The organism is Microbacterium hominis, assembly GCF_013282805.1.
Classification (GTDB): domain Bacteria; phylum Actinomycetota; class Actinomycetes; order Actinomycetales; family Microbacteriaceae; genus Microbacterium; species Microbacterium hominis_B.
In genome coordinates this window covers 3,606,056-3,624,182 of sequence record NZ_CP054038.1, presented here as the reverse complement: position 1 = coordinate 3,624,182, position 18,127 = coordinate 3,606,056, and the positions used below count along the sequence as shown (strand labels likewise).

Annotated in this window: 18 protein-coding genes and 1 riboswitch; of the genes, 11 read left to right on the top strand and 7 right to left on the bottom strand. The window is 72.3% G+C overall.

The genetic code is table 11. The annotated features are described in order from the left end of the window. Positions 1 to 102 precede the first annotated feature (102 nt). On the top strand, positions 103 to 504 hold the full coding sequence (locus HQM25_RS16215) for a hypothetical protein (protein ID WP_172991173.1): 402 nt from the start codon (positions 103 to 105) through the stop codon (positions 502 to 504). On the opposite strand, the gene HQM25_RS16210 is transcribed toward HQM25_RS16215, so the two are convergent. Both HQM25_RS16210 and HQM25_RS16205 read right to left on the bottom strand, forming a co-directional pair. After that, on the bottom strand, positions 497 to 1,315 hold the full coding sequence (locus HQM25_RS16210) for an ABC transporter permease (protein ID WP_172991172.1): 819 nt from the start codon (positions 1,313 to 1,315) through the stop codon (positions 497 to 499). The two genes, HQM25_RS16215 and HQM25_RS16210, sit on opposite strands and share 8 nt — an antisense overlap. Further along, positions 1,312 to 2,772, bottom strand: a complete 1,461-nt coding sequence (locus HQM25_RS16205) for an ABC transporter ATP-binding protein (RefSeq protein ID WP_172991171.1) — start codon at positions 2,770 to 2,772, stop codon at positions 1,312 to 1,314. The genes HQM25_RS16210 and HQM25_RS16205 overlap by 4 nt, the downstream gene beginning before the upstream one ends. Positions 2,773 to 2,863: 91 nt before the next feature. On the opposite strand from HQM25_RS16205, the gene HQM25_RS16200 reads away from it, so the two are divergent. The 3 genes from HQM25_RS16200 (at position 2,864) to HQM25_RS16190 (ending at position 6,065) form a co-directional block, all read left to right on the top strand. Further along, positions 2,864 to 3,931, top strand: coding sequence for an enoyl-CoA hydratase/isomerase family protein (locus HQM25_RS16200; RefSeq protein ID WP_172991170.1), 1,068 nt, complete (start codon positions 2,864 to 2,866; stop codon positions 3,929 to 3,931). 4 nt (positions 3,932 to 3,935) lie between these two features. Then, positions 3,936 to 4,865, top strand: a complete 930-nt coding sequence (locus HQM25_RS16195) for a J domain-containing protein (protein ID WP_172991169.1) — start codon at positions 3,936 to 3,938, stop codon at positions 4,863 to 4,865. Between the two features lie 180 nt (positions 4,866 to 5,045). Beyond that, positions 5,046 to 6,065, top strand: a complete 1,020-nt coding sequence (locus HQM25_RS16190) for a serine hydrolase domain-containing protein (protein ID WP_172991168.1) — start codon at positions 5,046 to 5,048, stop codon at positions 6,063 to 6,065. A gap of 18 nt (positions 6,066 to 6,083) precedes the next feature. Here HQM25_RS16190 and HQM25_RS16185 read toward each other — a convergent pair whose 3' ends face one another. Then, positions 6,084 to 7,685 carry a D-alanyl-D-alanine carboxypeptidase family protein gene (locus HQM25_RS16185; RefSeq protein ID WP_172991167.1) on the bottom strand — a complete coding sequence of 534 codons (1,602 nt, stop codon included), beginning with the start codon at positions 7,683 to 7,685 and terminating at the stop codon, positions 6,084 to 6,086. 37 nt (positions 7,686 to 7,722) lie between these two features. Then, positions 7,723 to 7,832: riboswitch (TPP riboswitch) on the top strand. Between HQM25_RS16185 and HQM25_RS16180 the strand changes: the two genes are divergently transcribed. The 3 genes from HQM25_RS16180 to HQM25_RS16170 all read left to right on the top strand — a co-directional run bounded on the left by HQM25_RS16180 (position 7,824) and on the right by HQM25_RS16170 (position 10,700). Beyond that, positions 7,824 to 8,465 carry an ECF transporter S component gene (locus HQM25_RS16180; protein WP_172991166.1) on the top strand — a complete coding sequence of 214 codons (642 nt, stop codon included), beginning with the start codon at positions 7,824 to 7,826 and terminating at the stop codon, positions 8,463 to 8,465. Its footprint overlaps the riboswitch before it by 9 nt. A 1-nt stretch (position 8,466) precedes the next feature. Next, complete coding sequence (locus HQM25_RS16175; RefSeq protein WP_172991165.1) at positions 8,467 to 9,948, top strand: ABC transporter ATP-binding protein; 1,482 nt, start codon at positions 8,467 to 8,469, stop codon at positions 9,946 to 9,948. Further along, positions 9,945 to 10,700, top strand: a complete 756-nt coding sequence (locus tag HQM25_RS16170) for an energy-coupling factor transporter transmembrane component T family protein (RefSeq protein WP_172991164.1) — start codon at positions 9,945 to 9,947, stop codon at positions 10,698 to 10,700. Before HQM25_RS16175 ends, HQM25_RS16170 begins: the two co-directional genes overlap by 4 nt. A gap of 24 nt (positions 10,701 to 10,724) precedes the next feature. Here the strand turns inward: HQM25_RS16170 and HQM25_RS16165 are convergent, their stop codons facing one another. Beyond that, complete coding sequence (locus HQM25_RS16165; protein WP_172991163.1) at positions 10,725 to 11,402, bottom strand: PhzF family phenazine biosynthesis protein; 678 nt, start codon at positions 11,400 to 11,402, stop codon at positions 10,725 to 10,727. Positions 11,403 to 11,553: 151 nt separating this feature from the next. Here HQM25_RS16165 and HQM25_RS16160 point away from each other — a divergent pair, with 151 nt between their 5' ends. From HQM25_RS16160 to HQM25_RS16150, 3 genes are read left to right on the top strand one after another with little or no spacing between them, the layout of a single operon-like run. Continuing rightward, complete coding sequence (locus HQM25_RS16160) at positions 11,554 to 12,315, top strand: SDR family NAD(P)-dependent oxidoreductase (protein WP_172991162.1); 762 nt, start codon at positions 11,554 to 11,556, stop codon at positions 12,313 to 12,315. Positions 12,316 to 12,343: 28 nt separating this feature from the next. Then, complete coding sequence (locus HQM25_RS16155; protein ID WP_172991161.1) at positions 12,344 to 13,114, top strand: enoyl-CoA hydratase/isomerase family protein; 771 nt, start codon at positions 12,344 to 12,346, stop codon at positions 13,112 to 13,114. A gap of 11 nt (positions 13,115 to 13,125) precedes the next feature. Next, the gene (locus HQM25_RS16150; protein ID WP_172991160.1) at positions 13,126 to 13,974 is read left to right on the top strand and encodes an SDR family oxidoreductase; all 849 of its coding nucleotides are present in this window, start codon (positions 13,126 to 13,128) and stop codon (positions 13,972 to 13,974) included. A gap of 22 nt (positions 13,975 to 13,996) precedes the next feature. Here HQM25_RS16150 and HQM25_RS16145 read toward each other — a convergent pair whose 3' ends face one another. The 3 genes from HQM25_RS16145 to HQM25_RS16135 form a co-directional block, all read right to left on the bottom strand. Then, positions 13,997 to 14,929, bottom strand: a complete 933-nt coding sequence (locus HQM25_RS16145) for a hypothetical protein (protein ID WP_172991159.1) — start codon at positions 14,927 to 14,929, stop codon at positions 13,997 to 13,999. 65 nt (positions 14,930 to 14,994) lie between these two features. Next, positions 14,995 to 15,831 carry a Cof-type HAD-IIB family hydrolase gene (locus HQM25_RS16140; protein ID WP_172991158.1) on the bottom strand — a complete coding sequence of 279 codons (837 nt, stop codon included), beginning with the start codon at positions 15,829 to 15,831 and terminating at the stop codon, positions 14,995 to 14,997. Positions 15,832 to 15,941: 110 nt separating this feature from the next. Beyond that, complete coding sequence (locus HQM25_RS16135; protein WP_172991157.1) at positions 15,942 to 16,580, bottom strand: LysE family translocator; 639 nt, start codon at positions 16,578 to 16,580, stop codon at positions 15,942 to 15,944. A 64-nt stretch (positions 16,581 to 16,644) separates the two neighbouring features. On the opposite strand from HQM25_RS16135, the gene rlmN reads away from it, so the two are divergent. Next, on the top strand, positions 16,645 to 17,877 hold the full coding sequence (rlmN, locus tag HQM25_RS16130) for a 23S rRNA (adenine(2503)-C(2))-methyltransferase RlmN (RefSeq protein WP_172991156.1): 1,233 nt from the start codon (positions 16,645 to 16,647) through the stop codon (positions 17,875 to 17,877). Positions 17,878 to 18,127: the final 250 nt, after the last annotated feature.

The following is an 18,127-nucleotide window of genomic DNA, read 5'->3' as shown; positions in this document are numbered from 1 at the left end:
GCGGCCGGGCGCCGTGGAGGGGTGCCCTGGCGGTGCCGGGATCGTTGTGCTCCTGTAAGCAAACCGGTCGAAGCGGCATGCCCTTGCTGGCAGACTGAGGGGGTGGTGACCCTGCTGCTCGATTCGACCCGCCTCGAGGTGGTGCTGTCGGGTGCGGAGCGCGCGATGGCATTCCGCAAGGGGAATGTCGTCATCGAGCGTTCGCAGATCACCAAGGTGCAGCTCACCGAGGACTGCTGGACGTGGCTGCGCGGCATCCCGAGCCCCGGCACGCACGTCCGCGGGCTGGTCGCCATGGGCACGTGGAAGGCGGCCGGAGGCGACGACTTCGTGATCGTCCGCCGCCACCGGGCCGGCGTGGTCATCGATCTCGCGGGCCACCCCGACTTCGAGCGGCTCACGCTCACCACCCGGCACGGACTCGCGCTCGTGCAGGCGCTGCGCGTGGACGCGCCCGCCGAGGCGGCCGCCGACGTCGTCGACATCGCCGCAGGCGTCAGCTGACGTCGCGCCGCCAGCTCGTGAGGAGGCCGAGCAGCACCGTCACCACGGCGTAGCCGAGCAGTACGAGCCCGCCGACCCACCACTCGAGCGGATCCTCGGTGGGAAGGTCCGTCGAGGCGGTGAGCAGGCTCGCGCCGACGAGTGCGTCGCTCGCGGCTCCCGGCAGGAACCGCGTGACGTCGGTGAGTCCGTCCACGAAGCCCGCGGCGGTGCGCGCGACCGGTTCGAGGAACTGCGTGAACACGAGCACGCCCACGATCGCCCCCACCTGGTTGCGCACCAGGGCGCCAGTGCCGATGCCGATCAGCACCCAGAGCACGAAGGCCAGCAGCATCCTGCCGAACATGGCCCACGTGTCGACACTCGTCAACTGGGCGTCGATGTCGAAGCCGAGCAGGAACCCGACCGACGGGCCGACGGATGCCGCGATGCCGACGATCCCGTACAGAGCGCCCAGCAGCACGCCCACGAGGAGCTTGGCGACCAGCACCATGCCCCGCCGCGGGGTGGCCAGGAAGGTCGGCGTGAGCGTGCGGTGGCGGAACTCGCCGGTCACCATCAGCGTGCCGATCAGCAGCGGGAAGACGTACCCGACCGCCGTGGCGGTGCTGTAGAGCACGGGCGCGAGGCCGTCTTCGGGGATCGTGGGCGCGTCGCCGGGCAGCGAGCCGGTCGCCGACGCCGCGAAGACGAACCCGAGCACGGCGGCCGTGAAGCCCACGTAGGCGAAGAGAACGATGGCGAGCACCCACCACATCGCCGTGGTGAACTGCTTGGTCGACTCCGAGCGCGTGGCGGTGGCGAGGCTCATCGCTGCTCACCTTCCTCGCGGGTCTGGTCGGCGGTGACGGGTTCGGCCTCGGGGCCGCCGGCTGTCTCGGGCGGTGCATCGAAGGCCGCGAAGAAGCGATCGGCCTCGACGTCGGCGTCGGTCTTCTCGTAGTGCTCCCACGGGCGGTCATCGGTGTCGTCGCGGGGCTCCGGGAAGGGAAGGGAAGCCTCGGCCTCGGGCTCCTCGTCGGCGATCGGCTCGGGTGCTGTGTCTTCGACCTGCTCGGGCTCGGGCTCCGGCTCCGGTTCTGCTTCGGCAACGGGCTCAGGCTCAGGCTCAGGCTCTGCTTCGGCGACGGGCTCGGGCTCCGGCTCTGCTTCGGCGACGGGCTCGGGCTGCGGCTCCGGCTCCGGCTCCGGCTCCGGCTCCGGCTCCGGCTCCGGCTCGGGCTCGGGCTCGGGCTCCGGTTCTGCTTCGGCGACGGGCTCAGGCTCGGGCTCGGGTTCTGCTTCGGCGATCGGCTCGGGTTCCCCCTCAGGCTCGGCCTCGGGTTCCGGCTCGGCCTCCGGAGCATCCCCGACCCCTGCCGCGCTCTCGTGCATCCGGGTGCCGTTGACGAGTTCGAGGAAGATCTCCTCCAGCGCCGGTCCCCGGCGATGCAGCGACGAGAGGGCGATGCCCGCGCCGGCGGCCAGCGCGCCGAGCGAGGCGGGGTCGCTCGAGCGCACGGTGAGACCGGTACGCAGCACCTCGTAGCCGATGCCCGCGGCATCCAGCGCCCGCATCAGCGCCGCGCGATCGGGCGCATCGACGACGGTTGCGTGCTCGGCGGGATCGGCGAGCTCTTCGATGCCGCCCTCGAAGACGAGCCGCCCGCGCGAGATGATCAGGAGGGCGTCGACGGTCTGCTGGATCTCGGCGAGCAGGTGCGACGAGACGAACACCGTGCGCCCCTCGCCGGCGAGGGTCTGGAGGAATCCGCGCAGCCACTTGATGCCCTCGGGGTCGAGGCCGTTGGCCGGCTCGTCGAGCACCAGCACGCCGGGATCGCCGAGCAGCGCGTAGGCGAGGCCCAGGCGCTGCCGCATGCCGAGCGAGTAGCCGCCCGCCTTGCGACCCGCCGCATCTGCGAGCCCGACGAGACCGAGCACCTCGTCGACCCGCGCGTTCGGCAGCCCGCCCGCCCGCGCGTAGACCTTGAGGTGGTTGGCGCCCGTGCGCCCCGGGTGGAAGCTCGACGACTCCAGCACCGCCCCGACCGCGCGCATCGGCTGCCGCAGCTTCGCATGCGGCACGCCGCCGATGGTCGCGGCGCCCGAACTCGGCGTGACGAGGCCGAGCAGCATGCGCATCGTGGTGGTCTTGCCGGCGCCGTTGGGACCGAGGAATCCGGTCACGGTGCCGGGCTCGACACGGGCGGTGAAATCAGAGACGGCGGTGACGGCGCCGAAGCGCTTCGTCACCGCGGAGAATTCCAGCACCTGTCCGTCGGGCATCCGAACCCTCTCGTCGTCGGGAGTCGATCCTCCTTATCTTTGCGGAAACGTCACGGGAACGGCAGAGGCGCACAAGGGTAACGTTGCGCAGGTGACCGAAGCCGCTGAGCCCACCGTCCTGACCCGCACCGAGGGCGGTGTCGGCCACCTCACGCTCAATCGCCCGCGGGCGATCAACGCCCTCGACCTCGGCATGATCGAGACCCTGTCGGCGACACTCGATCGCTGGGAGCGTGACACCGAGGCCGACCTCGTGCTGCTCGACGGCGCGGGCGATCGGGGACTGTGCGCCGGCGGCGACGTGCGCGGGCTCGCGGAGCAGATCCGCGGCGGCCAGCCGGAGCTCACCGCGCACTTCTTCCGCGCCGAGTACGCCCTGAACGCGCGCATCGCGGAGTACCCGAAGCCGTTCGTGGCGCTTGCCGACGGCATCACCATGGGAGGCGGAATCGGTCTCGCCGGCCACGCCGCGATCCGCGTGGTCACCGAGCGCTCGAAGCTCGCGATGCCCGAGACGCGCATCGGCTTCACTCCCGACGTCGGCGGCACGTGGCTGCTCGCCCACGCCCCGGGCCGGCTCGGCGAGTACCTCGGTCTGACGGGCGCGGTGATGGATGCCGCAGACGCCGTCTACGCCGGGTTCGCCGATCACCTCGTACCGTCGGAGAACCTCGACGCCCTGCGCGACGCGTTCCGCACGCGCGCCGACCCGTCGAGTCCGACCGAGCTCGTGCTCCTGTTCGACGAGACGCCGGGTCCCTCGACCCTCGAGGCCGCGCGCGCGTGGATCGACGACGCCTTCTCGGCCGACACCGTCGGGGAGATCATCGCGCGCCTCCGGGCGCGGCCCGAGCCCGCGGCATCGACCACCGCCGACACGCTCGAGGGCCTCGCCCCGACCGGGCTCGCCGTGACGCTCGCCGCCATCCGCCGCGCCCGCGGGCTTCCCGACCTGCGCGCGGCGCTCGCCCAGGAGTACGGACTGGTGATGTGGTTCGCGACGACGCAGCCCGACCTCGTCGAGGGGATCCGCGCGCAGCTCATCGACAAGGACCGCTCGCCGCGCTGGCAGCCGGCCACGCTCGCCGAGCTCGACCCCGCCGTGATCGACGCGGCCTTCGCGTTCGAGCCCGCACTGCCGCTCTGGGCGGAGGACTGACCCGGTGTTCGACAGTCCGCTCTCCGCCTCGGCGTACGAGGTGCTCGCCGTCGAGCCCGACATCGATGACGAGGCGCTGCGCAAGGCGTACCGGCTGCGGCTGCGGCAGACCCACCCCGACACCGGGGGAGATGCGGCCATGTTCATCCAGGTGCAGCGGGCGTGGGAGCTCGTCGGCACGGCGGAGGCGCGCGCCGCGTACGACCGCGGCCACGGCTTCGGCGCCGCTGCGGCGCCGGAGTGGGCGGGCTGGCAGGCACCGCGCACCGAGACGCGCGACACGCGTCCCCGCGCCCGGTCGTACGGCCACCCGGGCGGCTGGCGGCGCGAGCGGTACCTGACGCTCATCCGCGAGTGGGCCGGTCGCGGCGTCGAACTGTCCGATCCCTACGACCCGGCGCTCGTGCGTCGCGCACCCCATGACATCAAGCGGCTCCTGGCCGACGCGCTCGCCGAAGAGGCGACCGCCCGCGTCATCTCCGATCTCGGCATGGGCTACACGGTGTGGCACGACGTGTACGCCGGCGGCCGGGGTGCCGGCCCCGACGTGAAGCTCGACCACATCGTGCTGGGCCCGAGCGGCCTGTACGGGGTGCTCTCGGAGGACTTCGGCGGACCCGTGCGCCTCAAGCGCGGCGAGCTCATCGGCGACGGCGTGGGCGGCGCCCCGATCGCCGAGCTCGTCGCCCGCATGCGGGTCATCGCCCGCGCGGCCGGCGTGCGCTTCAGCGGTGCGATCGTCGTGCTCCCCGACGAAGACGTCGAGCACCCCATCGACGAGATCGGCAAGGTCAAGGGGATGCCGGTGGCCGTGGCATCCCGCAGCGCACTGTCGGCCGTGCTGCGGCGCGGCATCACCGGCGCGCGCTCCCTCGGCGGCAACGAGGTCTTCGACGTGCGCACGAGGCTGCAGCAGACCGCCCAGTTCGTCTAGTCGGGTCGGACTGCCTGGCGCCCGTGCGTCGGAGATCTGCCGTCGTGCGGAGCATCCGACGCAGAATCGCCGAACGAGCGCAGATCTCCGAACGAGCGCGGCAGGGCGCGGCATCCACCGGCGCGCTGTTCGCGCCGCGGGGACGTCAATAGACTCGCAGCCAGAAGCGAGGAGCAAGCCATGCAGCTCAGCACCGAGACGTTCGACGTGGCCGCCAGAAAGCACGCCTTCTCCGGTGTCGTCACCATCGACGTGGGCGACGAGCGAACCTTCGAGCGCTGCCGGGGGTTCGCGCATCGCGCCTTGGCCGTTCCGAACACTCCGGACACGCAGTTCGGCATCGCCAGCGGCAGCAAGATGTTCACGGCGCTCGCGGTGATGCGGCTCGTCGAAGACGGGATGCTGCGCCTCGACCAGCCGGTGCGAGAGGTGCTCGGCGCAGACCTGCCGCTCATCGACGACGCCGTCACGATCGAGCAGCTGCTCTCGCATACGTCCGGGATCGGTGACTACCTCGACGAGGACAGCGACGGGGAGGTCTTCGACTACGTGCTCACGCGTCCGGTGCACGAGCTGACCACCGCAGCCGCCTTCCTGCCGATGCTCGACGGCTTTCCGCAGTCGTTCCCGCCCGGGCAACGCCTGGCCTACTGCAACGGCGGCTACATGGTGCTGGCGGTCGTGATCGAGCGGATCACCGGCGAGGTGTTCCACGACGTGGTGCGCCGGCTCGTGCTCGCCCCGGCGGGGCTCGCGCACACGGACTACCTGCGACTCGATGAGCTGCCCGCGACGGCCGCGGTCGGGTACGTGTTCGACACGGGCGACCGGGCCAACACGCTCCACCTGCCGGTGCTCGGCAACGGCGACGGGGGTGCGTTCACGACCGCCGGCGACCTGCACCGGTTCTGGCGCGCGTTCCTCGCCGGCGCGATCGTGTCGCCCGACACCGTGGCCGAGATGATCCGACCCCGCGGCGAGATCCCCGGCGAGGACATGTGGTGCGGGCTGGGCGTGTACTCGATCGATCCGGGCGGCACCGTGCTCGCGATCGAGGGCTACGACGCCGGTGCGTCGTTCCGCTCCACGCACATCGTCGCGTCGCAGACGACGGTGAGCGTGCTGGGCAACAGCTCCGAGGGCGCATGGCCGCTCATCTACACGCTCGCCGAGGCGATCGAGGCCGAGTCGGGGTCCTGACCGGCGCGGCGGCGGCTCTCAGTCGAGGCCGAGGAGCTCCAGCGGGTGGGTGAGGCGCCACCAGGCGTCGGGCGGCCCGATGTCGTCGGCGAGCCGGAGGCTCACGGTCGTGGCATCCAGAGGACCGGTCACCGACAGCGCACCCACGTCGTTGCCGGCGGTGCGGCTGTCTTCGAGCGCGAAGTTCGTCACGACCTCGCCGATGCCGCCGTTCCACAAGATCACCGACGCATCGGCCGCCGTCACGATGTCGACCTGATCGCCCCACTCCGTCTCGACCGAGCCCGCCACCGTGCCGGCCGGCACCGAGGGCTTCAGCTGCAGCTCGAGTTCGAGCTGGGTGTAGAGGGCACGGGATGCCGCGATCCGCGCCTCCTCGTCAGGCTGGCCCAGCACCGCGGCGTAGAGGCGCACCGGGGTCTCGCCGACCGTGATGTCCTTGGCCGACAGGAGGTTCCAGCGGTCGAGGGTGCCGGTCTTGATGCCGATCACGCCGGGGTCGGCGAGCAGCGCGTTGGTGTTCTCGACGAGCCCCGCACCCGGCAGCTCCACCGAGCGCTTGGCGACGATCTCGGCGATCACCGGGTTCTCGAGCGCCTTCTGCGCGAGGGTGATGAGGGCGGCCGGGCTCGCCGCGTTGCGCGAGTCCATGCCGGTCGGCTCGACGATCGTCACGCCGGGCACACCGTGGCTGGTGAGCCACTGCTGGGCCGCGTCGGCGAACACCGCGTCGGAGGGCCACCAGTTACCCGCGAGGCGGTCGGCGTAGTTGTTGGCCGAGCCGATGAGCATGCCCTCGAGCATCTGGTACTGCGAGAGTTCGCCGCCCACGGGCACATCGAGCGCGGACTCGCCGCGGGCCCGATACGACCAGTAGTTCAGGTTGTCGGCGAACGAGAAGCGGAACGAGATCCCCGCCTCGCCGACGGCGAGCGGCGACTCGTCGAGCACGAGGAGCGCGGTCACGACCTTGGTGATGCTCGCGATCGCGGCGGCATCGGCGCTGGAGGCCGGCACTCCGCCGATGCCATCGACCGTCACCGCCGCCGACCCCTCGGCCGGCCATGGCAGGGCGGTCGCCGGTGCGGGCGCGGGTTCGACCGTGATCGGCGACACCGTCGGCTCGACGGCGTTGAGCGGCCACAGGAGCATCGCGATCGTGTACGCGGCGACGACAAGCACGGCCAGGGCCGTGGGCACGATCACGCCCGCGCGGATGAGCGACCGGCGCGGACGGTGGGCGAGCAGATCCTGATTGACGAATGTCGGCTGGGTGATCGGGCGCGGGGTGACGCGCTCCTCGTCGAGCCACGCCAGCGCCACGTGGGCGGGCGGGGCGTCAGGGGCGGGGGATGCCTCGGCGGGCAGCATCCCGTCGGGGAGCACCTCGGTCTCGGCGAGCTCGTGCTCCTGCTCGAGCGGCTCGACCGGGAGCGTCTCGGCGGGGGCCGCGTCGACCGGGCCCGTTCCGGCGAGAGCCTCGTCTACTGGGACGCCCTCGATCGGAACGGTGTCGTCGGTGATCGTCGAGCCGGCCTCGGAGTCGTGCGGCTCGGTCGGGATCGGCCCGGTGCGCGCCGCGCGGCGCGTGGTGGGGGCAAGCGGTTCCTCGACGGTCACGTGTCAAAACTACCGTCTCGCCCCGGGCTATACTCATCCGCGAAACCACGGGAGTCCGGCGAGCCGGGCTGAGAGGAAGCGATCCGCGCTTCGACCGTCGAACCTGATCCGGATCATGCCGGCGCAGGGAGGAGTGAAATGAACACGTCTTCGTCCGTTTCCGAGACCGCCACGGACGCCCGTCCGACGCGCACCTACCGATGGCGCGTCGTCGACATCGTCGTCGCCGCGGTGCTCGGCGTCGCGATCGGCCTCGTCTTCTGGGGCTGGAACACCGTCGGCTACGCCTGGTTCATCGCCATGGACGGGCTCACCCCGGGCCTGGGCGGCATCGCCGTCGGCATCTGGCTGATCGGCGGCGTCATCGGCGGCCTCGTCATCCGCAAGCCCGGCGCCGCGCTGCTGGTCGAGGTGATCGCCGCGATCGTCTCGATGCTCATCGGCAACGTGTGGGGCGTGTCGACCCTGCTGTCCGGCCTCGTGCAGGGCCTCGGCGCCGAGCTCATCTTCCTGCTCTTCCTCTACCGCCGGTTCACGCTTCCGGTCGCGATGCTCGCCGGTGTCGGCGCGGCCGTGGGCGCGTGGGTGTTCGAGCTGTTCTACGGCTCCTCGCCCAACATCCTCAAGACGCTCGAGTTCAACACCATCTACCTGGTGTCGCTCGTGGCGTCGGGAGCGCTTCTGGCAGGGCTCGTCGGCTGGCTCGCCGTCAAGGCGCTGGCGGCGACAGGTGCGCTGAACCGCTTCGCCGCCGGACGCGAAGCGCGACGCGAGGTCTGAGATGACCGGCGGTCACCCGGCCCGGGTCACCGCGGCGGGGTGGGGCTGGCGCTACGCCGGGCGGCGTGCGCCGGCCGTCGCCGACGTCACGTTCACGATCGAGCCGGGCGAGCGCGTGCTGCTCCTCGGCGCCTCGGGAGCGGGCAAGTCCACGCTGCTGGCGGGCATCGCCGGGCTGCTCGGCGGCGCCGACGAGGGCCACGAGTCGGGTGCGCTGCTCGTCGACGGAGAGCGGCCCGAGGCGCAGCGCGGTCGCGTCGGCCTCGTGCTGCAGGACCCCGACGCGGGCGTCGTGCTCTCGAAGGTCGGTGACGACGTCGCGTTCGGCTGCGAGAACCTCGGTGTGCCGGCGGCGGAGATCCCGGCGCGGGTCGCCGAGGCGATGCGCGCGGTCGGGCTCGATGTGCCGCCCTCGCGGGCGACGAAAGCCCTCTCCGGCGGTCAGAAGCAGCGCCTCGCGCTGGCCGGCGTGCTCGCGATGCGGCCAGGAGTTCTCCTGCTCGACGAGCCCACCGCGAACCTCGACCCCGACGGCGTCGCCGAGGTGCGCGCCGCCGTCGAGCACGCCGTCGCCGAGACCGGCGCCACCCTCATCGTGATCGAGCACCGCACCGCCGTGTGGGCCGACCTCATGGACCGCGTGATCGTGGTCGGCGCCGACGGCGGCCTGCTCGCCGACGGCGCGCCCGACGAGGTGTTCGCCGCGCACGGCACCGCCCTCGCCTCCGCCGGCGTCTGGGTGCCCGGACGCGCTGTCGACCTGCCCGTCCTGCCCGAGGTCGATCCCTCGGTGGATGCCGCGCTCGCGGCATCCACTCTGTCGATCTCCCGCGACGGACGGGGGATCGTGCAGCGGGATCTCGACGTGCGCGTGCCGCGCGGCGCGGCAACCGCGATCACCGGCCCCAACGGCGCGGGCAAGTCGACGCTCGCCCTGACGCTCGCGGGCCTGCTGCCCGAGGCGGCGGGCGAGGTGGTCGCGGCCCCCGACCTCGCCGCCCGCTCGGGACGGCGCCCGTCGCGCTGGCGCTCGCGGGAACTGCTGACCCGCATCGGCACAGTGTTCCAGGAGCCCGAGCACCAGTTCCTCGCCCAGACCGTGCGCGACGAGCTCGCCATAGGACCACGGTCGCGCAAGGTCGCCCCGGCGGAGGTCGACCGCATCGTCGACGACCTGCTCGACCGCCTGCACCTCGCCCCCCTCGCGCTCGCGAACCCCTTCACCCTGTCGGGCGGGCAGAAGCGCCGCCTCTCGGTCGCGACCGTGCTCGCCGATGCGCCGCCGGTGATCGTGCTCGATGAGCCGACGTTCGGGCAGGACCGCCGCGGCTGGATCGAGCTGGTCGCGCTGCTGCAGGACGAGATCGCCCGCGGCACCACCGTCGTCGCCGTGACCCACGACGCCGACGTGCTCCACCACCTCGGTGGCCACCGCATCGCCCTCGCGCCCGGCGCCCTCACTCTCTCGAGCGGTGCGGCATGACGTGGCTCGACGGGGTGAACCCGGTCACCAAGATCCTGCTGGCGCTGCTGCTGTCGGTGCCGCTGTTCGCGTCGATCGATGCCACGAGCGCCCTCGTCGCGATCGCCCTCGAGCTCGCGTGCCTGCCGCTGACCGGGCTCGCCCTGCGCACCGTGGCCCTGCGGATGCTCCCGATCGTGCTGTTCGCGCCGGTCGCGGGGGTGAGCATGCTGCTGTACGCCGAACCGGGCGGCGAGGTCTACTGGTCGTTCTGGTACGCCACGATCAGCGACGACTCGATCGCGCTCGCGATGGCGGTGTCGCTGCGCGTGGTCGCCCTCGGGCTGCCGACGATCCTCCTGTTCGGGCGCACCGATCCCACCGAGCTCGCCGACGCCCTCGCCCAGGTGGCGAAGCTGCCGAGCCGCTTCGTGCTCGGCGTGCTGGCCGGCACCCGCACGCTCGGGCTGTTCCTCGACGACTGGCGGAGCATGGGCCTCGCCCGCCGCGCCCGGGGAGTGGGGGATGCCGGAGCCCTGCGCCGCTTCTTCTCGATGGCCTTCGTGCTGCTGGTCTTCGCGGTGCGCCGCGGGACCAAGCTCGCGATGGCGATGGAGGCGCGGGGCTTCGGGTCGGGCATCCCGCGCACGTGGTCGAGGCCGTCGCGGCTGCACCGGCGCGATCTCGTCGCCGTCGCCGGCGGGAGCCTGATCATGGCGCTCGCGATCGCGGCGGCGGTGGCTGCGGGCACGTTCCGCTTCGTCTGGTCCTGAGCGCGCGCCCGCGGCGCGCCCCGGTCACAGCTCGCGCGTGCGCGCCCCCGACGTGCGGCCGCCGACCTCCACCTGCCGGCCGAGATCGCGCACGTGCGTGGAGAGGCGCGAGCCTGCCCCCTGCGTGATGTCGAGGCCGCGGCCGAGGGCCGCGCTCAGCCGCACGGCGGCGGCGCCGGTGGCCTCGTCCTCGCGGATACCGAGGCTCGGCGCGAACATGCGCGCGCGAACCCGGCCCTTGTGCTCGTCGAGCCAGGCCCACACGTAGTGCGCGCCGAACCCGTACGCGTCGGGGTCGACCGCCTCTACCGCCTCGGGGGAATCAAGCTGCTCGAGGTCGAAGTCGGGGGCCCAATCCGGCCTGGCTGTGACGAACACGAGGTCGCCCTCTGCACGCACGCGCACCCGCCCGGCGGGCACCGTGAGCGAGCGGATGTCGTCGCCTGCGTCGCGCAGCCACGCGGCGAGGCCCACCGTCGGGTGCCCGGCGAACGGGAGCTCCCGCGACGGGGTGAAGATGCGGGCGCGGGCGTCGTGCGCGGTGACCTCGTCGATGAAGATCGTCTCGCTGAAGCCGGCGTCGCGCGCGATCTCCTGTTCCCGGCCGCGGGTGGATGCCGACGACCAGACGATCCCGAGCGGATTCCCGTGCTCGCCGGACTCATCGACGAACACATCGACGACGCTGAGGAGGAGGCTCATGATCGCCGATTCTGGCAGGGCGGGGGGCCTGCTGCCAACGGGGGCGGGCCGCTGCGGCGCGCGGGTACGCTGAGGGGCGGGCACCCTGGTGGTCGTTGAGACTGGGTGTCGCGTAGGGTGAGATGCAATTCCGCCGTTCGAAGGAGAACACATGGACATCAGCGGAGCCTCCGCGCTCGTCACCGGCGGTGCGAGCGGACTGGGCCTGGCCACCGCACGCCGCCTCGCGGCATCCGGAGCAGCGGTCACGATCGTCGACCTGCCCACCTCCGCCGGTGCCGAAGCGGCCGCGACCTTCGGCGGCACGTTCGCCGCCGCCGATGTCACCGACCCGGAGCAGGTCGCCGCCGCCGTGGAGATCGCGGCCGGCGCCGCGCCCCTGCGCGTGGTCGTCAACTGCGCGGGGATCGCTCCGCCTGCCAAGGTGCTCGACCGCGAGGGCAACCCGACACCGCTCGACGCGTTCGAGCGGATCATCCGCATCAACCTCATCGGCACGTACAACGTCATCTCCCAGGCCTCGGCGTCGATCGCCCGGACCGCGCCGACCGACGGCGGCGACCGCGGCGTCATCGTCAACACGGCCTCGGTCGCCGCTTTCGACGGGCAGATCGGCCAGCCGGCGTACGCGGCGAGCAAGGGCGGCGTGCACGCCATGACCCTGCCGATCGCGCGCGAGCTCGCCCGCCACGGCATCCGCGTGGTCACGATCGCACCCGGCATCATGGAGACCCCCATGCTCATGGGCCTGCCCCAGGCCGCTCAGGACTCCCTCGGCCAGCAGGTGCCCCACCCGCAGCGTCTCGGCCGGCCCGACGAGTATGCGGCGCTGGTCGCCCACATCGTCGACAACGGCTACCTCAACGGCGAGACCATCCGCCTCGACGGCGCCATCCGCATGGCGCCGAAATGACCCCCGCAAGCGAAACGGAAGAGCACCGATGAGCGACACGATCCTCCTCGAGCGCGACGGCGCGCTGGCCCGCATCACCTTCAACCGTCCCGCGTTCCTGAACGCGATGGACTTCGAGATGGGGGAGCGCTGGCGCTCGCTCGCGCACGAGCTCACCTCCGACGTGTCGGTGGGCGCGATCATCATGGATGCCGCGGGGCCGGCCTTCTGCGCCGGCGGCGACGTGGTCGCGATGGCGGCCTCGGGCGAGCCCGGGTCGACCATCACCCGCATGGCGCACGTGATCCACGACGGCATCGCCACCTTCGTCGGCTCCGACAAGCCGATCGTCGCGGCAGTGCAGGGCGCCGTGGCCGGCGGGGGCCTCGGTCTCATGCTGACGGCGGACTACATCGTGGCCGCTCCCGGCGCCAAGTTCGTGAGCAAGTACGCCAACATCGGGCTCACCCCCGATCTTGGCGTCTCGACCCTGCTGCCCGGGGCGATCGGACACCGCCGTGCCCTGCGCCTGCTGCTGCAGGACGAGACGATCGTCGCCGCGACCGCTCTCGACTGGGGCTTGGTGGCCGAGGTGGCCGACGACCCCGCCGTGCGCGCGGCCGAGATCGCGCGGTTCTGGCTCGAGAACGCGGCCGGCGCGTTCGGGCAGGCCAAGCGGCTTGTGCGCACCGGCGCGGACCGCACGTTCTCCGAGAATCTCGACGACGAGGCATCCACCATCGGCGCCGCCTTCGACACCGCGGAGTCGAAGGCCCGCGTCGCCGCATTCGCCGCAGCATCGCGCAAGTCCCGGGCCTGAAGGAGCCGATCATGACCGACACCACCGACAAGCCGCTCGCCGGCAAGACCATGCTCATGTCCGGCGGCAGCCGCGGCATCGGCCTCGCCATCGCGCTGCGCGCCGCCCGCGACGGCGCGAACGTCGCCCTGCTGGCCAAGACCGACACCCCTCACCCGAAGCTCGAGGGCACGATCCACACGGCGGCGGAGCAGATCCGGGATGCCGGGGGCCAGGCTCTCCCGATCGTGGGCGACGTGCGCAACGACGACGATGTGACCGAGGCCGTGCTCAAAACCGTGGGCGAGTTCGGCGGCATCGACATCGTCGTGAACAACGCGTCGGTCATCGACCTGTCCGGCTCGGTCGACCTGGACGCCAAGAAGTACGACCTCATGCAGGACGTCAACGTGCGCGGCACCTTCATGCTCAGCCGCGCCGCGATCCCGGTGCTGCGCGACTCGGCGAACCCCCACATCCTCTCGCTGTCGCCGCCGCTGAACATCTCGCCGCGGTGGCTGGGCGCCCACACCGCCTACACACTCGCAAAGTACGGCATGACCATGGCGACGCTCGGGATCGCGGCCGAGTTCGCCGACGCCGGCATCGCCGCGAACACGCTCTGGCCCCGCACCACCATCGCGACGGCGGCCGTGCAGTTCTCGCTGGGCGGCGACCGCATGATGAAGGTGAGCCGCACCCCCGAGATCTACGCCGACGCCGCGTACGAGATCGTCACGAAGCCGGCGCGGGAGTACACCGGGCAGACGCTCGTCGTCGAAGACGTGCTCGAAGCCGCCGGGGTGACCGACTTCTCGGGCTACGCCGCGGTTCCCGGCACCCCCGACGAGGCGCTGTTCCCCGACATCTTCCTCGACTAGCAGCCAGCGGCGGGGCGGGCGCCTACGGGCGGCGGCTGTCGAAGTCGCCGAGCACCACCCGCACGGTGCCGTCGGCGAGCCACCAGAACCGGATCTCCTGGAACGGCTCCATCTCGGCGGGGGTCTCGGCGACCGGGATGTCGACGCCGTCGAGTGTCACGTGCAGGGCACCCGCCTCCTTGGCCACGAGCGGCTCGCAGTCGCCGCGGATCTGGGCGTCGCGCCGCAGCAGGACGCAGTGCTCGCGGTCGTCGTCGATCACTCCCGGTGTGGGCAGCCCGCCTGCGATCCACAGCTCCCATCCGTAGTAATCGCCGAGATCGAGCGCCCACGCGAGGGGGCGCTGCGAGGGGAACGCCGGGGTCTCGCCCATGATGGGCTCGGCGCCGGCTTCGCGCGGTCGCCGGATGTCGATCCGTCGCCCGAATGAGCCCTCGAGGCGGATCGAGATCAGCGGGGTGGCCGCCGCGGCGGGGATGCCGGGCGCTCGCATCGCCGCCGTCGCCGACGCGGTCGCGGCGGGGGTGGGGTCGGGAGCGGATGCCGGAGCCGCCGCTTCGACCAGCAGCGGCGTCGCATACGCCGCGACGAGCAGCCCCGCCACGGCGAGGGCGATGGGCAGCAGCGGCGCGCGCCGTCGTGGCGTTGAAGGCGCGGCGTGCGCCGGGGTGGTGGCGGCGGCCGTCGCGGGCGCGGCGGCCGTCGCCCCGGTGGGGGTCGTCCCGGTGGGGGTCGTCCCGGTGGGGGTCGTCCCGGCGGGGAGCGTCCCGGCGGGCGCGAGGCGCGCCGCCCGCTCCGCGGGCCTCGCCCCGGGGGATGCCGCGGGCGCGGCATCCCGTCTCGCCTCGTCTTCGAGCAGAGCGAGGCGGGCCATCCCCGCGTCGTCGATGTCGGGCTGCGGTCCATAGGCTCGACGGCGGAGGTCGTCGAGTTCGCGGCGCGTCGCAGCGTCCACCCGGTTCACGCTACTCCGAGGTCCGCGTGCACGGCAGGGGGCCGTGCCCCGGTGCCGCGCGGGCGTCAGATCAGGCCGTGCCGCACGAACGCGGCGTGCACGCCGTCCTCGCGCACGCTCGTGGTGACCTCATCGGCGATCTCCTTGAGGGCGGGATCGGCGTTGCCCATCGCGATGCCCACGCCGCACACCTCGAACATCTCGACGTCGTTCCAGCTGTCGCCGATGCCGATCGCGTCGGCCGCGTCGCGCGCGAGGTGGGCGAGCACGTCTGCGATCGCGGAGCCCTTGGTGACATCGCGCAGCCCGATCTCCCCGTTCGAGCCGCCCGGCAGCGGCATGCTTCCCGGGACCACATGGAACGCGTCACCGAGATCGGCGCGCGCCCGCTCCACCGCGTCGGTGTCGTCGCTGAGGAACACCGCCTTCGCCATGCGCGAGCGGTCGGCGACGGCGAGGTCGTGGAACATCGGCGGCCGCTGCGGCGAGGACTGCGGCTCGTCGCGGTCGTGGTGCATCCCCCAGCGGCGCATGAGCTTCTCGACGGTGCGGCCGGTCGACGCGGAGGCGAAGATCGCGTCGGAGGACTGCAGGAACAGGAGGTACCCGGTGCGCTCCGCCCAGGCCAGGAGCCGGTCGACCGCCTCGGGCGGCATGGTGCGATCCACCACCGTTGCACCTGCGCTCGTGGCGTACGCGCCGCCGTTGGTGATCGCGCCGTCGAAGCCGATGGCGGCGACGTCGGGGTGGATGTCCGAGGCCGATCGTCCGGTGCACAGGTACACCAGGTGCCCGGCGGCCCGGGCACCGCGGATCGCGGCGACCGTGGAGGCGGCGACGGAGCTGCCGTGATCGAGGATGGTGCCGTCGACGTCCAGGAAGGCGATGCGAGAGGCCGTCATGGGTGTCGATCGTACGCGCGCGCGGGGAACGCCCGCGGGTGGGAATGGGGTCGGGGGTGGGAGTGGGAGTGGGAGTGGGAGTGGGGGCCGGTGCCGCGGCCGGCGCTGCGTCAGTGCGAGGCGCCGGTGAACAGGAGGATGCCGCCCAGGCCGATCATCATGCCGCCGCCGGTCGCGGTGAGCGTCTCGATGCGGCGCGGGGAACGGCCGAACCACGTGCGCGCACTCGCCGCGACGAGCGCCCATGCGCCGTCGGACAGCACCGCGATGGCGAAGAAGACCAGCCCGAGCGTGACCATCTGCAGCGGCACCGCGCCCGCATCGAGATCGACGAACTGGGGGAGCACCGCCACGAAGAACGCGATCGTCTTGGGATTGGTCACGCCCACGACGAACCCCTCGCCCAGCTGGCGCCACGCCGAGCGGGGGAGCGCGACCGCGGCGCCCGCCGCAGCCGAGGACCGACGGTGACGGATGGCCTGCACGCCGAGGTAGACGAGGTAGGCGGCGCCCACGATCTTGAGGATGGTGAACAGCACGACCGAGCGGGCGACGAGCCCGCCGACGCCGATCGCGACCAGGCCGATGATCGGCAGCAGGCCCAGGGCGTTGCCGAGCACGCTCAGCAGTCCGCCGCGGCGGCCGAGCGCCAGCGCGCGCCCGATCGTGAACAGCACGCTCGGTCCCGGGATCACGATCAGCACGAGCGCCGCCGCGGCGAAGGCGATGAGGTTCTCTGCGGGTACCACAGCGCAACTCTAGGACCGCGTCGGGGCCAGCCTTCACGCAGGTGCGTCCCCTACCCTGAGAGGCATGACTTCCGCTGAGACCCCGCGCGTGCGCCAGGTTCGTCCGGCGACCGAGGGTTGGTCGCAGAAGAAGGATGCCGAGGGTCGGCCCCTCCTGCAGTTCGCGAGCCCCAAGCGGGGCAAGCCGCCGGTGCACCTGGCCGACCTCACCCATGAGGATCGCGTCGCCAAGACGAAGGAGCTCGGACTCCCCGGATTCCGCGCCAAGCAGCTCGAGAAGCACTACTTCACGCACTACACCGGCGATCCCGCGAAGATGACCGACCTGCCGGCATCCGGTCGGGAAGAGCTCGTCGCAGGCCTGCTGCCGCCTCTGCTCACCGAGGTGCGCCGCCTCGAGACCGACCGCGGCGACACGATCAAATTCCTCTGGAAGCTCCACGACGGCGCTCTCGTCGAGTCCGTGCTCATGCGCTACCCCGGCCGCATCACCCTGTGCGTCTCGTCGCAGGCCGGCTGCGGCATGAACTGCCCGTTCTGCGCCACCGGCCAGGCCGGCCTCACCCGCAACATGTCGGCGGCCGAGATCGTCGACCAGGTCGTGCGCGCCAACCGTCTCATCGCCGACGGCGGACTGGGCGACCCCCGCAAGCTCGGTCACGAGGGCGAGCGGGTCACCAACATCGTCTTCATGGGGATGGGCGAGCCCCTGGCCAACTACGCCCGCGTCATGCAGGCCGTGCGCGTGATGACCGACAAGGCGCACGGCATGGGAATGAGCGCGCGCGGCATCACGGTGTCGACGGTGGGGCTCGTGCCGGCGATCAACAAGCTCGCGGCCGAGGAGATCCCCGTGACCTTCGCGCTGTCGCTGCACGCACCCGACGACGAGTTGCGCGACGAGCTCATCCCGGTCAACTCCCGCTGGAAGGTCGACGAGGCGCTCGATGCCGCGCGCGCCTACTTCGAGAAGACCGGCCGGCGCGTATCGATCGAGTACGCGCTCATCAAGGACATGAACGACCACGGCTGGCGCGCCGACCTCCTGGGTGACAAGCTCAACGCGCGCGGGCGCGGCTGGGTGCACGTCAACCCCATCCCGCTGAACCCCACACCCGGCTCGATCTGGACCGCCTCCGATCGCGACGTGCAGGACGAGTTCGTGCGACGCCTCGAGGCCAAGGGCATCCCCACCACCCTCCGGGACACCCGCGGCAAGGAGATCGACGGCGCCTGCGGGCAGCTCGTCGCCACCGAGGACGACCAGCGCGTCGCCGACCAGACGCCCGTCGGCTGAGCTGCCCGGCCGCGGAGCCGCCCGGCCGCTGGGCCGACCGGCCGCTGGGCCGCCCGGCCGCGGAGCCGACCGGCCGCTGGGCCGCCCGGCCGCTGCGCGCCGCGCGCGGCATCCACTCGCGCGCGGCATCCACTCGCGCGCGGCATCCACTCGCCCTCGGCATCCACTCGCCCTCGGCATCCACTCGCCCCCGCGTGCCTCCCGGCCGAGAACAGGTGATCTGCCGGAGACAGGACGACGCGCGCCCGCA

Excerpts from the sequence above, each read along its gene's own strand:
- HQM25_RS16210 (WP_172991172.1), bottom strand. The coding sequence starts at position 1,315 with ATGAGCCTCGCCACCGCCACGCGCTCGGAGTCGACCAAGCAGTTCACC.
- HQM25_RS16205 (WP_172991171.1), bottom strand. The coding sequence starts at position 2,772 with ATGCCCGACGGACAGGTGCTGGAATTCTCCGCGGTGACGAAGCGCTTC.
- HQM25_RS16190 (WP_172991168.1), top strand. The coding sequence starts at position 5,046 with ATGCAGCTCAGCACCGAGACGTTCGACGTGGCCGCCAGAAAGCACGCC.
- HQM25_RS16180 (WP_172991166.1), top strand. The coding sequence starts at position 7,824 with ATGAACACGTCTTCGTCCGTTTCCGAGACCGCCACGGACGCCCGTCCG.
- HQM25_RS16175 (WP_172991165.1), top strand. The coding sequence starts at position 8,467 with ATGACCGGCGGTCACCCGGCCCGGGTCACCGCGGCGGGGTGGGGCTGG.
- HQM25_RS16170 (WP_172991164.1), top strand. The coding sequence starts at position 9,945 with ATGACGTGGCTCGACGGGGTGAACCCGGTCACCAAGATCCTGCTGGCG.
- HQM25_RS16165 (WP_172991163.1), bottom strand. The coding sequence starts at position 11,402 with ATGAGCCTCCTCCTCAGCGTCGTCGATGTGTTCGTCGATGAGTCCGGC.
- HQM25_RS16160 (WP_172991162.1), top strand. The coding sequence starts at position 11,554 with ATGGACATCAGCGGAGCCTCCGCGCTCGTCACCGGCGGTGCGAGCGGA.
- HQM25_RS16155 (WP_172991161.1), top strand. The coding sequence starts at position 12,344 with ATGAGCGACACGATCCTCCTCGAGCGCGACGGCGCGCTGGCCCGCATC.
- HQM25_RS16150 (WP_172991160.1), top strand. The coding sequence starts at position 13,126 with ATGACCGACACCACCGACAAGCCGCTCGCCGGCAAGACCATGCTCATG.
- HQM25_RS16140 (WP_172991158.1), bottom strand. The coding sequence starts at position 15,831 with ATGACGGCCTCTCGCATCGCCTTCCTGGACGTCGACGGCACCATCCTC.
- rlmN (WP_172991156.1), top strand. The coding sequence starts at position 16,645 with ATGACTTCCGCTGAGACCCCGCGCGTGCGCCAGGTTCGTCCGGCGACC.